9 protein-coding genes and 2 pseudogenes are annotated in these 13,794 nt (G+C 43.1%); 6 read left to right on the top strand and 5 right to left on the bottom strand.

The genetic code is table 11. The annotated features are described in order from the left end of the window. Window positions 1-63 precede the first annotated feature (63 nt). From ACZM60_RS12985 to ACZM60_RS12970, 4 genes and pseudogenes are all read left to right on the top strand, one after another. Window positions 64-288: pseudogene (locus ACZM60_RS12985) on the top strand (MarR family winged helix-turn-helix transcriptional regulator); the annotation flags it as partial. Beyond that, window positions 269-1,585: a TolC family protein gene (locus tag ACZM60_RS12980; RefSeq protein WP_489521710.1), complete on the top strand. Its 1,317-nt coding sequence runs from the start codon at window positions 269-271 to the stop codon at window positions 1,583-1,585. The pseudogene ACZM60_RS12985 and the gene ACZM60_RS12980, both read left to right, overlap by 20 nt. 26 nt (window positions 1,586-1,611) lie before the next feature. Continuing rightward, window positions 1,612-2,679: an HlyD family secretion protein gene (locus tag ACZM60_RS12975; RefSeq protein WP_021970321.1), complete on the top strand. Its 1,068-nt coding sequence runs from the start codon at window positions 1,612-1,614 to the stop codon at window positions 2,677-2,679. Continuing rightward, window positions 2,676-4,280: an MFS transporter gene (locus ACZM60_RS12970; protein ID WP_489521709.1), complete on the top strand. Its 1,605-nt coding sequence runs from the start codon at window positions 2,676-2,678 to the stop codon at window positions 4,278-4,280. The genes ACZM60_RS12975 and ACZM60_RS12970 overlap by 4 nt, the downstream gene beginning before the upstream one ends. A gap of 104 nt (window positions 4,281-4,384) precedes the next feature. Here the strand turns inward: ACZM60_RS12970 and ACZM60_RS12965 are convergent, their stop codons facing one another. Beyond that, complete coding sequence (locus ACZM60_RS12965) at window positions 4,385-5,569, bottom strand: C1 family peptidase (protein ID WP_021970323.1); 1,185 nt, start codon at window positions 5,567-5,569, stop codon at window positions 4,385-4,387. Between the two features lie 242 nt (window positions 5,570-5,811). On the opposite strand from ACZM60_RS12965, the gene ACZM60_RS12960 reads away from it, so the two are divergent. After that, on the top strand, window positions 5,812-8,250 hold the full coding sequence (locus ACZM60_RS12960; protein WP_021970324.1) for an FAD-dependent oxidoreductase: 2,439 nt from the start codon (window positions 5,812-5,814) through the stop codon (window positions 8,248-8,250). A 4-nt stretch (window positions 8,251-8,254) separates the two neighbouring features. After that, window positions 8,255-8,629 carry a MarR family winged helix-turn-helix transcriptional regulator gene (locus tag ACZM60_RS12955; protein WP_340319041.1) on the top strand — a complete coding sequence of 125 codons (375 nt, stop codon included), beginning with the start codon at window positions 8,255-8,257 and terminating at the stop codon, window positions 8,627-8,629. Between the two features lie 208 nt (window positions 8,630-8,837). Here ACZM60_RS12955 and ACZM60_RS12950 read toward each other — a convergent pair whose 3' ends face one another. The 4 genes and pseudogenes from ACZM60_RS12950 to glpK form a co-directional block, all read right to left on the bottom strand. Continuing rightward, a complete protein-coding gene (locus ACZM60_RS12950) occupies window positions 8,838-9,584 on the bottom strand; it encodes a RagB/SusD family nutrient uptake outer membrane protein (RefSeq protein WP_489521708.1) in 747 nt (248 codons plus the stop codon). Between the two features lie 98 nt (window positions 9,585-9,682). Continuing rightward, the gene (locus tag ACZM60_RS12945) at window positions 9,683-10,702 is read right to left on the bottom strand and encodes a GRP family sugar transporter (protein ID WP_021970537.1); all 1,020 of its coding nucleotides are present in this window, start codon (window positions 10,700-10,702) and stop codon (window positions 9,683-9,685) included. An 11-nt stretch (window positions 10,703-10,713) separates the two neighbouring features. After that, a pseudogene (locus tag ACZM60_RS12940) lies at window positions 10,714-12,143 on the bottom strand (L-fucose/L-arabinose isomerase family protein). Between the two features lie 28 nt (window positions 12,144-12,171). Continuing rightward, window positions 12,172-13,659 carry a glycerol kinase GlpK gene (gene glpK / locus ACZM60_RS12935; protein ID WP_489521707.1) on the bottom strand — a complete coding sequence of 496 codons (1,488 nt, stop codon included), beginning with the start codon at window positions 13,657-13,659 and terminating at the stop codon, window positions 12,172-12,174. Window positions 13,660-13,794 lie beyond the last annotated feature (135 nt).

Below are 13,794 nucleotides of genomic sequence, written 5' to 3'. Positions count from 1 at the left end.
TTATTGTTTCTTTGAAAACAAACCGGATGCATTGCAAGGATACTATATTGAGGACTCAAAACAACTGGCCTTATTCTAAACTTATCCCGAACTCAGGTAGAAGAAGATCCAAACGACCGCCGGAGCAAGCTGGTCTTTCTCACAAACGAAGGAGAAGAATTCCGAAATCAAATTCGTCCCGTACTCGATCAGGTATATGTACATGCCGAACAGATTATTGGTCTGGAAGGCATAAGAGTCATGATGTCCGAACTTAATTCTGTATATAATGTACTTGAAAATGTATAAGCCCTTACTCGCATTCCTATTGTTGAGCAGCAGCTATCCTTGTCTGGCTTCACCAACCGATTCGTTATTCCTTACAGTAGACGAGCTCTTTCAACGAGGTACAGAAAACAGTCTGAAGATTCAGGCGGACATGCTGAAAGAATCCGTTGCACACGAACAAAGCCAGACAGCCCGTACTTCACGGCTTCCCGATTTGCAAATCGGCCTGAAGGGCGGAGTCGTGGGGCAGCCTGTTGTCTTTCAGCACGGCTTGTCATCGCCCACCTACCCCGATACTCCCGACTGGTCTCAAAACTATGCCATCGACTTTACACAGCCCTTATATCAAGGAGGTAAAATACATTATTCCATCCGTAAGGCGGACTTACAAAAAAGCGTAGCATCGCTACAGACTGCAACCGACCGTGCGGATGTAAAACTCAATCTGCTGGAGCAGTACATGAGCTTATTCAGTTTGTACCGCCAGCATGATGTCCTGACCCGAAACATCGAAGAATCAGAACGACGCCTGAAGGATATCCGCCAGATGAAAAAGGAAGGCTTGATAACAAATAACGATGTGTTGCGCAGTGAAATGCAACTCACCAACGACCGACTTTCACTGACAGAAACAGAGAACAGCATTGCACTGGTATCTCAACAACTGGATATTCTGTTAGGCATCGACGAAAACCGTCTGCTATTGCCCGATACTACCCTGCTTTACCGAGCTGTAGCCCTTGAACAGTACAACGATTATGTTTCCCAAGCCTACATGAACGATCCTGCCATCCGGTTACTTCGGGAACAGACACAAGTAGCTCGCAACGATGTTCGTCTGGCAAAGGCCGCCAATTTGCCGAACGTATCACTCTACGCATCGAATACACTGGCACGCCCTATCTCCAGAACGATGGTCGATATGTACAACAATAACTGGAATATCGGATTGTCTGTATCTTATCCGTTATCGGCACTTTACAAAAACAACCATAAAATAAAGGAAAGCAAACTGGCTGTAGCACTCAGTCAGAATACAGAAGAACAAAAGATACAACAAATAAGAGTGAACGTACGCACAGCCTATCTCCGTCATCGTGAAGCTTTACAGCAAGTAGAAGCATTGAAACTTTCAGTCAAGCAGGCTCAAGAGAATTACCGGATCATGCAAAACCGCTACCTGAGCCAGTTGGCCATTCTGACCGATTTGCTGGATGCTAATTCCGTCCGTCTGAACGCAGAACTCCAACTAACTTCGGCACGTACCCGAGTTATCTATACTTATTATCAACTGGAACGCGCCTGCGGACGCCTTTAATACAACCAACTTAACCAACACTTGCTATGTCTGAATTAAAATTGAAACAGCAGAAACTCAAGAAACTGAAAGTTCGCAACATCATACTGAACATGATTTGCATCACCTTGGCAGGCTCAGGACTATGGTGGACAGCCAATTACTTTTGGCGTTACTTCAACTATGAAGTTACAAACGACGCATTTGTCGACCAATATGTAATACCCCTGAATATCCGTGCTACAGGATATATCAGAGAAGTCCGGTTTACAGAACACCAGTTCGTACGGCAAGGAGATACATTACTGGTTCTCGACAACCGTGAATATAAGATAAGAGTCAAAGAAGCCGAAGCTGCCTTACTCGATGCAAAGGGCTCAAAAGATGCACTTCATTCGGGTATTGAGACCTCACACACCAACATCGCCGTACAGGAAGCAAACATTGCCGAGGCTAAAGCCAAGCTTTGGCAACTGGAACAGGATTATCATCGCTTTGAACGCCTGCTGAAAGAAGAATCCGTACCCGAACAGCAATACGAACAGGCCAAAGCAGCCTACGACGCAGCCCAGGCACGCTATCAGGCATTACTCGAACAAAAGCGTGTTGCCTTATCACAATACACAGAGGCAAGCAAGAAAAATACCAGTGCCGAAGCTGCCATTCTGCGGAAAGAGGCCGATCTGGATCTGGCACGCCTGAACTTATCGTACACCATAGTAACAGCACCTTACGACGGATACATGGGACGTCGTACACTGGAGCCCGGACAATTCGTACAGGCCGGCCAGACAATTTCATACCTGGTCCGCAGCAAGGATAAATGGATTACTGCCAACTATAAGGAAACGCAAATAGTAAATATTTATATCGGACAGCCGGTACGCATCAAGGTAGACGCATTGCCCGGAAAAGTATTCAATGGAAAAGTCACCGCCATTTCCGAAGCAACCGGTTCAAAATACTCTCTTGTACCGACCGACAATTCGGCAGGTAATTTTGTAAAAGTACAGCAGCGCATACCAGTCCGTATCGATATTACCGACATCAGTGAAGAAGACGCACAACACCTGCGTGCCGGAATGATGGTAGAAACAGAAGCCCTACGCAAATGATTAACATGAGAGAACTGGGAGTTCCCGTGCGGAAATGGGTTCCCAACTGGCTGGCACTGGTTAGTGTCTTTATCATTATTCTTCCGGTAACCATGCTTAACGGTTCATATACCGGCAGCATGCTGGAGGTTTCGAATACCTTAGGAACCAATACCGAAGATATCACTATGGGATATTATGCGGCTTCGGCGGGAATGGCCATAGCCTACCCTATCGTACCCAAAGTTCTGGCAGCCTTCTCTCCAAAGTCCTTATTACTGTCAGACCTCTCCTTACAAATTATACTCAGTTGGATATGCGCCCGCTCGCAAAGCGCCGACATCCTGATTGTCGCCAGCTTTGCCATCGGTTTTCTGAAGGGCTTTCTTATGCTTTGGTTCATCCGTCATGCACAAAAAATATTCAGCCCTAAAAATGTCCGCAGCGAATTTTATTCTTACTTCTATCCGCTGGTATATGGAGGAGGACAACTTTCGATGGTGCTTACTGCAGAACTTGCCTACCATTACGACTGGAAGTACATGTACTACTTCATGATGCTTCTGCTAATGCTCGCCATTCTGGTCATTATTATCTGTTACCGCCACGACCGCCCACTGAAGAAAATACCTGTAGAAGAGCTCCACCTGCGCGAAATGTTCGTCATTGCCATCGGCCTGCTGATGTTGATGTATGTCATTAATTACGGAAAAGTACTCGACTGGATGTCGTCTTACAAGATATGTGCCTATATCATTATAGCTCCCATTCTGATTGCTTTCTTTGTATGGATGCAATATCACTCTCAGAACCCGTACGTCAATCTGGCTCCCTTATACCAGCCTAAGGCCATTATCGCCTATTTCTACATGATGCTCATCATGTTTTTCAGTACCTCAACTACCCTGCTGACAAACTATATGACTTCTATCCTGAAGGTTGATACTACGCACTCCTACGTGCTTTATATCTGGCTTTTACCAGGTTATCTGTTAGGCGCTTTCATCTGCTTCTGGTGGTTCAGGTGGCAACGCTGGCGTTTCCGTTTCTTCATAGCCGGAGGCATGGCATGCTTTGCTGCATTCTTCGGAATCCTGTATTTCGGCATATCGCCCGAAAGCACCTACGAAATGCTTTACTTTCCCATCTTCCTGCGCGGTCTCGGCATGCTTTCCTTGATTATCGCCTTTGCCCTGTTCGCCGTAGAAGACCTGAACCCGAAGTTTCTGCTCTCGAATGCTTTTTTTCTCATCATCTTCCGTTCGGTGCTGGCTCCTATCATCGCGACTTCTTTTTATAGCAACACCTTATACCGGCTGGAACAAAAATACATGCATTCTCTGTCCGAAACCATCACGATGGCCGATCCCCTTGCTGCTTCCAGATTCTCGCAATCGGTCGCAAACGGTCTGGTACAGGGACACGGATATGCAGAAGCAACCCAACTTGCCACGACATCACTCTACACTACCCTGCAACAACAAAGTCTGCTGTTGGCATTAAAGGAAATCTTGGGCTGGCTGTTTATCATTACATTGGTTATCGCTATCATCTCACGCTTTATACCATTCCATAAAACAATTAGAGTAACCTTTGCCAAGACTGGCGATGATATGGTTTAACAATCGTCAACATGATGACCGCTGCATCAATACGTTATCGGTAGAAAGTCCTAAAAAATAAAAGAAATAAGGCTACCCCATAAGGCAGCCTTATTTCTTATAACTTATTTAATTCCCAGTTTTTTCTTCAATTCCTTAGGAAGTCCATCCTTGTGCATCATCACATAAATGGTCTTGGCACGCACATAACTTTCCGACATGTTCAGATAACCACCGAACTTATTGCTGTCGGCTGCCCAAGAGTTTTTTGTAATATAATACTTCGTACCATTCTGGTCTTTAGCAATACCGGTAAGATGCATCAAGTGGTCATCGGTCGTTGCAAACGATTCATACCCCTGCTGACGGACTTCCGGTGTCACATTCACTTCAGGATAAGGATGCTTGAACTGGAAAACCTCAGCCAGACGGTCACGTTTCGTCATCTGTCCCCAGCGTGCACGGTCGCTGTCCTTATATTCGTCTACATCATCCACTTCCGGATTAATGGCAACTCCATTCGAGAAAGAAAAGCCCCGTTCGCTCACATCACCGTCCCAGCACACCGTATAACCATTGGTCAGTGCATAGTCGGTAGCTTCTATCAGTTCATCCAGCGGCAAGTTATACATGCGGTCGTGCTCCCAGTTATCGGGAATCTCAATCTCAAACGGCTTGTAATACGGCTTGTGCGTAAAGCTGGTCAGCATGACATAGTCGTCCGTACAGATACCCAGACTTTCGGCAAAGCTCTTCGGAGTATATTCCTTTCCTTTATAAGTAAACTTCTCTGGCAATTTACCCATATAAATATCGAACAAACTGTTCATCAGTTGCTCGTACTGAGGAGAACACTTCTTCATGTCAATAGCCTGCTTGGCAATAGCCGTCATATAGTCCACCAGTTCCGTATGATTATGAAACTTCGAATCGTAGTTGATGCCCGTATAAACCTCTTCCGGAACGATACCTACCTGATTGAAAGCGGTAATCCAACTGGTAGTAATACTGCCTTGTCCGATATTCCCCTTTCCCTGACGCAAGAAATTATCCTTCAGCTGATTCATGTACTTCTGGCGTACGATAAACATTTCCGAAAGATCGTATTCTCCCTTTCCCTGACGCAACAGTTCAGCTTCCACAAAAGAAGTCGTAGCAAAGCACCAGCACGTACCACTGGATGCCTGATCCTTTACGGGAGTGACTTTCTGGTTTACGACCGTTTCAAACTTATATCCTTCATCGTTTTGTGCCCACAGCGAGGCCGAAGCCAGCAACAAAGCTGCTAGTGTGTAATGTATTGGTTTCATCTATCTGTTTTTATTTAATAAGTTTACAGCCTCAAAAATAATCAAAAAATATGTCTGCTACGATAAATAGAACGCTTATTCTGCCTTTCTCTTCCCTTTTTCAGCTTCCAATCCCCCCAGAATGTTAATTACTATTAAGCAGGAAAATATTTTCCATCGGAAATTTTATTCAAAAAGAATTAATTATTTTCTTTGCAAAAAGTTTCCAAAAGAAAATAATAACAGCATAAAAGAATACACACATGAAGTACATCATCATTGGAGGAGTAGCCGGAGGAGCGACCGCAGCCGCACGCATCCGCCGCAACACAGAGAAAGCCGAAATCATTTTATTCGAAAAAGGTGAATACATCTCGTATGCCAATTGTGGCTTACCCTATTATATAGGTGGAGTCATCGAAGACCGTGAACGACTCTTCGTACAGACTCCCGAATCATTCGGAAAACGTTTCAACATCGATATACGTACCCGTTCGGAAGTAACGGCCATCGATGTAAAAAAGAAGGAAGTAACCGTTCGTTCTTCCGGAAAGACCTACACCGAATCGTACGACAAACTGCTGCTCTCGCCGGGAGCCTCTCCTGTGCGTCCGCCTCTGCCGGGCATTGATACCGAAGGCATCTTCACCCTGAGAAACGTAAACGATACCGACCGCATCAAGAGTTACATGCAGCAGAAAGCTGTGAAACACGCTGTCATCGTAGGCGGCGGTTTCATCGGTCTGGAGATGGCGGAAAACCTTCATCACAGCGGCATCGAAGTTTCGGTTGTAGAAATGGCCAATCAGGTAATGGGACCTATCGACTATTCGATGGCAGCTCTGGTACACGAACACCTGCAACAGAAGGGTGTCCGACTGTATCTGGAACAGGCTGTCGAATCGTTCGAGAAAACTGCCGAAGGAATAACAGTCAACTTCAAGTCGGGTATTCAGGTGAATGCCGAAATGGTATTGCTCTCTATCGGTGTACGGGCTGAAACCCGTCTGGCAACCGAAGCCGGACTGAAGCTCGGCGAAATGCGAGGAATCTATGTAAACGAATATTTGCAGACGTCCGATGAATCGGTCTATGCCGTAGGCGACGCGATAGAATTTCCGCACCCCATTACACACAAGCCGTGGTTGAACTTCCTCGCCGGACCGGCCAATCGCCAGGCTCGTATCGTGGCAGACAACATGGTATTCGGCAACAAAATCAAATACGAAGGTTCTATCGGCACAGCCATCGCAAAAGTATTCGATTTGACCGTAGCCTCAACCGGACTTCCTGCCAAGCGACTGAAACAAATGGATATACCTTATCTGTCGGCTACTATCCATTCCAACTCGCACGCCGGCTATTATCCGGGCGCATCGATGCTGGATATAAAAATTACCTTCTCTCCTACCGACGGGAAGTTGTACGGAGCACAGATTGTAGGCTACGACGGAGTGGACAAACGCATTGATGAATATGCACTGACCATCAAACGGAACGGAACGGTATACGACCTGACGGAGCTGGAACATGCCTACGCTCCCCCCTTCTCGTCGGCAAAAGACCCTGTAGCCCTGTCAGGGTATGTAGCAGGCAACATTCTGAGTGGAAAAATGAACCCGATCTACTGGCGCGAACTCCAGCAAGCCGACCTGAAGAAAGTGACGCTGGTAGATGTGCGTACTGCCGACGAATACAGCTTAGGCAAGATTCCAGGCGCCATCAACGTACCACTTGACGAGTTACGCGAGCGCATGAACGAAATTCCGTCCGACAAGCCTGTCATTGTTTACTGCGGTGTAGGACTGAGAGGATATCTGGCATCGTGCATACTGAAAGACAACGGCTATCAGGATGTGCGCAACCTGATTGGAGGCATCAAGACCTACAAGGCTGCCACTACCCCTGTCTGCTTGCCGGAACAACCGTCGTCTTCCTGCCAGTCCACTACCTCCTGCTGCCGGCCGACCACGGAAAAAGTCATAAAAGTAGATGCTTGCGGCATCCAATGTCCCGGTCCCATCATGAAACTAAAGAAGACCATGGAAACGCTGAACCCGGGTGAACGTCTTGAAATACGGGCAACCGATGCAGGTTTTCCGCGCGATGCTGAAGCATGGTGCAAAAGTACCGGCAATCGTTTTCTGGAGAAATCGGCGGCAAGCGGTACGTATCGGGTAGTGATTGAAAAAGCATCTTCCTGCGAAAAGGCTGTCAGAGAAATCAATACAGAAGCAGGGAAAACTTTCATTCTGTTCAGCGATGATCTTGACAAAACATTAGCTACCTTTGTGCTGGCTAACGGAGCTGCTGCCACAGGAAAGAAAGTGACGATATTCTTTACATTCTGGGGATTGAATGCCATCAAGAAGGTACACAAGCCACAAGTGAAAAAAGACATCTTCGGAAAAATGTTCGGCATGATGCTTCCTTCCAGTTCACTGAAGCTGAAATTGTCGAAGATGAATATGGGCGGTATCGGAACGCGTATGATGCGCTATATCATGCAACGCAAGGGCATTGATTCACTGGAATCACTCCGTCAACAGGCAATCGACAATGGTGTAGAATTTATAGCCTGCCAGATGTCAATGGACGTCATGGGCGTAAGCAAAGAAGAGTTGCTGGATAATGTAACCATAGGAGGTGTGGCTACTTACATGGAACGCGCAGAACAGGCTAATGTAAACTTGTTTATTTAACTGCATGGAAAAAATAAAATGTATATGTGTCATGAGAGAGCTGCTTAAAGCTCTCTCCGAACTGGAAAACCAACTGGTAACAACATACGGAATTTCGCTGAACGAAGCAATGGTACTGTGCAGCATCGGCGGGGAAACTGTTGCGGCGGGAACCATCGTAGAACGTACAGGCATGACTCCTTCGCACGCCTCGAAGACCATCAGTCTGATAGAAAAGAAGGAAATGGTTGCCAGATTTCTGGGAAAACAAGATAAGCGCCAGATGTATTTCACACTGACCGGCAAAGGCAAGGGCTGTCTGGAAGAAATAAAGAAACAGGGAATAAACGTGCCCGAACTGCTACAACCGCTGTTTGACAGCTACAGTGAAAATCTGTAAGTGCACCCGACTAACCTGCGTATTGACGAACGTCGGACTGCAACAAAACAAGCCAAGAGATTTCTGCTGTTTCTTGCAGAAGACTCTTGGCTTGTTTTCAAGAAAATTTGTACAAAAGTTTTTGTTTTTTGTACAAAAAATAAAAAAACATCGAGAGATCTTTAGAAAGACCTCCCGATGTAAATCTTAAACTTATATCAGATTCTTATTACTCCTGAGCAAGCCCATATCCATTGGTAATCTTACCTTTAGACATAGTCAATGTTTCGAACGGCATAGGCCAGTAAAGTCTGGGAGCTACATTACCGGCTTTTACACCCGGCAACAGATTGGTATCGGTATAATGCTCTTTATATTTAACCAAATCTACACCCCAATTTACTTTTTCATAACCTTCTGCTATCAACGCTGCAGCCTCGGGACCATTCGGATCAATATATTTAAACAATCCTTTGATTGCGAGATTATGCGCAGTTCCTTTCACATTATTTGCCACTGGTGTCGTACTATAATCATACTGTCCTCTCCATCCCGGGTACAAGACAGGATTACTTTCATCAGGATCATAAGTCAGCGGATTTTCCAACTCAACTTTCTTCACATAAATATAAGCTGGAATTTCATTTCCGTTTGCAAAACGATGGTATCCCTGAGCTTCAATGTCATTGACCATCTGAAGCATTTCCTGACGTACCGCCAGTGCTTTTTCCAGGAACTTGCCAGAACGCAGCATATCCCAGCGGCGAATACCTTCACCGGCAAATTCCAATTTACGTTCCTGCATAATCGCTTCTTTCAGCTTCTCGCCACTTGCACTAATATTATGTTCTGTGTTTCCAAAGGCACGCTCACGAATCTGGTTGACCAAGTTCACAGCTTCACCATCCTTATTTGGAAAAGATCCGCACGAAAAATAAACAGCACCTATTCCTATCAGATATTTATAATAATTCATAATGATTTCATTTTCGATTTAAACAATAAGGGGGGAGAGGAGAAAAAGACCTTTCCCCCCCTAATAACTAACCCTGAAAACAAATAATAATCTATAAATCAGTTAGAAAGAGTTATTAATACAAGACCTAATATAAATAGTACAAACATACTACTGATTAAGCCATTAGTTCCCTTAGGGGCACCTTTAAACTCCTTCCAGACAAATACTCCCCAAATCATGGCTACAACAGGGGAAGCATTACTTAATGCATAGGATATAGCAGGATTCGCAGCTCCAGCTCCCATAAAACTGACAACCATTCCTCCCATCCATATTAAACCACCCAAAATACCAATCAGGTGAGTTCGAGAAGTACCGGCAAAGTAATCTTTCATTGTTACTTTATTGCCAGATACCGGATTGCGCATTGCAAAGGAATTGAAGACTGGGGTACTAACCAATACGCCTAAAGCAAAGAAAAATACTCCCGTATATGGCGATAATGTACCGGTTCCACCTGTTACATATTGCGGATCAATAGATTTTACAACAAGCCCATAGAAAAACATAATTGCAATACCTGCCATAACCGCTAACAGAATTCCCTTTTTAGGAGTAACTCCAGATTTTCCTGAAGAAAGTTTTCCATAAGCTTTGCCACAAATTAAAATAGCAATCACTATAACAGCTACACCAAGCCATAACAACAGCTGATTTCCCGGATAAGCTTGTCCGGTAAAGGCAATAAGCAGATAATTGAAAATAATACCTCCAATCCATGCAAGTCCACCGCCTATCGGAAAACCAACAGACATACCAGCCACAGCAATTGCCGCCGTTAAAAAGATATTACCGAAATTCCAGACAATACCTCCTAAAATTGCATACTTAATGCTATTCCAGTCCATTGCCGTAATATCTTCGAAAAATGTTCGACCTTCACTTCCCAAGCTTCCCAATGTAACAGCAGCCAATGTTGCTGTCAGGAATAAGCCTATAGTTAAATCCCAATAGAACAATTCAAAACTCCAGTTTTTTGCTGCAACCATTTTTTGAGTGTTAGCCCATGATCCCCAACAGATACAACAAACAACGCAGCAAAGAATTGCCAAGATGTAATTTTCTACGAGTATCATAATCTTATTATTTATTCATGAACGTACAAATTCCATCCCAAATAGCTTTCAATAGCTTCTTGCAAGATATCTTTTACATTTCCACGACACATTGCAACATGATGTTCAAATCCATTCTTACAAATGTATTTCATTAATGTCTGCAAATTGTCTACTTTCGTTACTGCAATACATCCATCCATACCATATGGATCATCTGTAATACAGCCTTCTCCCAAATAAGACTTGATGCATCCTTTTGTATCATCTGTTGATATACGGAAGAATGTAAAATCACCTTGTTTTACTTTTCCATATACAGCTCCAAATGTATGAACTTTACCTAAAGTTCTACCCAATACTCCTAAAGTTCCCAACTCTATATCGTTCATAATAAATGACTTCGGAAAATTGCCACAATGAGTACAAACACATTTATTACGATCTTCGGCAAAATTATTATTCCAATCAAGCAAAGCAGACTGACGGCCAGAAGCAAGAGTAAGTGCATACATAGAAACAGCACCTGCTATATCTACCTCACAAGCAGCAGGAATCAATTTTTCTCCTAACATACTCATCGTAACACAAGCGGCACATCCATAATTCTGTTCCAATGAATCCCAACACTGAATTGCAACAGCATCAATAGCATTAGCATTCATCCAACGTTCAACAGCTACACCAAACTTAGCTTGCAACATCAGTTTCTCGCTATATTGCTGAGGAACTTTTGCATATTTCTTTATTTCTTCAACTTTCTGTATCAACTCAGCATCTGCATCTTCTATCTTACGGGCGGCGCCTAATATTTCAGATAAATCAACAGGGACAACTGTTATTCCCGTAGCCTGAAGAATTTTTTCGCTTGCACGTACTGTCTGGAAACCAGCAGGACGAGTACCAATCGCTCCAATACGTGCATGACGAAGTCCATTGACCACTCTACATACAGAAGCAAATCGATTTATATCTTTTGCCAATAGATCTGAATAGATAGAATATGTATGCAGAGTTGTATCGGTAAATGGTATGCCATACTGATATAAATTATTACAAACAGAAATTTTTCCACAAAAAGCATCACGACGGCTATCCAAATCGACCTTGTCATTCTCATCATCACATGCCTGGACTAAAACAGGAACATTCAAATCTGCAATACTGATAGCATTGATTATACCTATTTCAAAGCCAAAATTTGGTAATGAAACAATGATACCATCAATCTTATCACGATTCTGACGGAACAATTCCGCACATTTTATATTATACCATCTTCACGAGTTTCAATACTGCTACTGCCTGTCGGCGTTGCATCTTCGGGCAAGATAACATAATCATATCCCTGTTCTTCTATTGTTTTCAACAATTGTTTTCGAACATCTTTTGCTAACGCAGAATTAAAATAAGCACGTGTTCCAATAATTACTCCAAAGCACAGTTTTTTCTTGTTTTTCATATCATTTAAAGTTTAATTGATTGTTATATTATTTCTTTATTAAAGTTTTAACTGCATGTTTCCAACCCTCATACAGAGAATCGACATCCGTTTTTGACATTAGAGGAAGCCGTAGCTTCTGTTTTTTTCTTAACGACAACAATTCTGAAAAATTATTCCATTTTCCACGAGCCAGTCCATTCATCAAAACAGCGCCCAATGCAGATGCTTCTTCTACATCAGAGCAACAAATAGGAGCCTGAAGTATATCAGCCTGAAATTGCATCAGTAAATTATTTTTTGTCGGTCCCCCATCAACTCTAAGCTCTTTTAAAGGAGTACCAGCACTATGCGACATCATATCTGCAAGATCTTTTACTTGATATGCAATTGATTCTAATGCAGCCCTTAACAAATGCGACTTAGTTGTTCCTAATGTCATACCAAAAATAGCAGCCTTCACATCTGGTCTCCACCATGGAGCTCCTAATCCAGCAAAAGCAGGAACGAAATATACCCCCTCAGTATCTTTTACAGATGAAGCATATTCTTCTATTTGAGCAGGCGTATCAATCATATGAATTTGTTCGACTAACCATTTTATAGTTGCACCAGTACAATGTATATTCCCCTCAAAAGCATAAAATACTTTTCCTAATGCTGCAAAACCTACAGAAGTGACCAATCCCTCCGGAGCTTCTAAAGCCTTTTCCCCAATATTCATCATAACAGAAGAACCAGTACCATAAGTAGCTTTTCCAAAACCTGGTTCAAAACACATTTGTCCCATTAAAGCTCCATGCGAATCACCTAAAACACCTGCTATTTGTATAGGCTTCTGAAACAATCCCTCTAATGTAGTTTCACCAAAAACAGAATCGCACGGCAAAGGTTGAGGCATCATTGAAACTGGTATAGTAAACAGTTTTAATAGTTCATCATCCCATTGTAAGGTATGTATATTGAAAAGTAATGTTCGAGAAGCGTTTGTATAATCTGTAGCATGAACTTTTCCCTCTGTTAATTTCCAAATAAGCCAAGAATCAATGGTCCCCATAAGCAAATCACCTTGCTCTGCCTTCTGACGGGCACCATCTACATTATCTAATATCCATTTAACACCGCTTGCTGAAAAATAAGGATCGATTAACAAACCTGTTTTTTCACGAACTAATCCGTTATATCCCTCATCTTTTAAATTCTGACATATAGAAGCTCCACGCATGCACTGCCAAACGACTGCATTATAAACTGGTAGCCCTGTATGTCTATCCCAAACAACAACTGTTTCACGCTGATTGGTAAGAGCTAACGAATATGTACATTCTTCTTTATCTTCATCTTGTTGCAGGACACAAGATATAGCTTTCAGTGTATTTTGATAAATTTCAACAGCATCGTGCTCAACCCAGCCTGTATGGGGATAAAACTGATGATGAGAAATATTTACTCGGTGCAATAACTCACAAGACTCATTAAAAAGCATAGCCTTTGTAGCCGAAGTACTTTGATCTATTGCAATAACTTTTGTTTTCATATTTATTAGACTTAAAGTCATTTTCATTTTAAAAACTACCTGAGTTCGGGATAAGTTTAGAATAAGGCCAGTTGTTTTGAGTCCTCAATATAGTATCCTTGCAATGCATCCGGTTTGTTTTCAAAGAAACAATAA

The sequence above is a fragment of the Phocaeicola sp. genome, from assembly GCF_057861905.1.
This window is presented reverse-complemented; position numbering and strand designations above follow the sequence as displayed.

Bases quoted from the DNA above. Each gene is read 5' to 3' on its own strand.
- glpK (WP_489521707.1), bottom strand. From the start codon at position 13,659: ATGAAAACAAAAGTTATTGCAATAGATCAAAGTACTTCGGCTACAAAG.
- ACZM60_RS12965 (WP_021970323.1), bottom strand. From the start codon at position 5,569: ATGAAACCAATACATTACACACTAGCAGCTTTGTTGCTGGCTTCGGCC.
- ACZM60_RS12955 (WP_340319041.1), top strand. From the start codon at position 8,255: ATGGAAAAAATAAAATGTATATGTGTCATGAGAGAGCTGCTTAAAGCT.
- ACZM60_RS12945 (WP_021970537.1), bottom strand. From the start codon at position 10,702: ATGATACTCGTAGAAAATTACATCTTGGCAATTCTTTGCTGCGTTGTT.
- ACZM60_RS12970 (WP_489521709.1), top strand. From the start codon at position 2,676: ATGATTAACATGAGAGAACTGGGAGTTCCCGTGCGGAAATGGGTTCCC.
- ACZM60_RS12975 (WP_021970321.1), top strand. From the start codon at position 1,612: ATGTCTGAATTAAAATTGAAACAGCAGAAACTCAAGAAACTGAAAGTT.
- ACZM60_RS12950 (WP_489521708.1), bottom strand. From the start codon at position 9,584: ATGAATTATTATAAATATCTGATAGGAATAGGTGCTGTTTATTTTTCG.
- ACZM60_RS12960 (WP_021970324.1), top strand. From the start codon at position 5,812: ATGAAGTACATCATCATTGGAGGAGTAGCCGGAGGAGCGACCGCAGCC.
- ACZM60_RS12980 (WP_489521710.1), top strand. From the start codon at position 269: ATGTACTTGAAAATGTATAAGCCCTTACTCGCATTCCTATTGTTGAGC.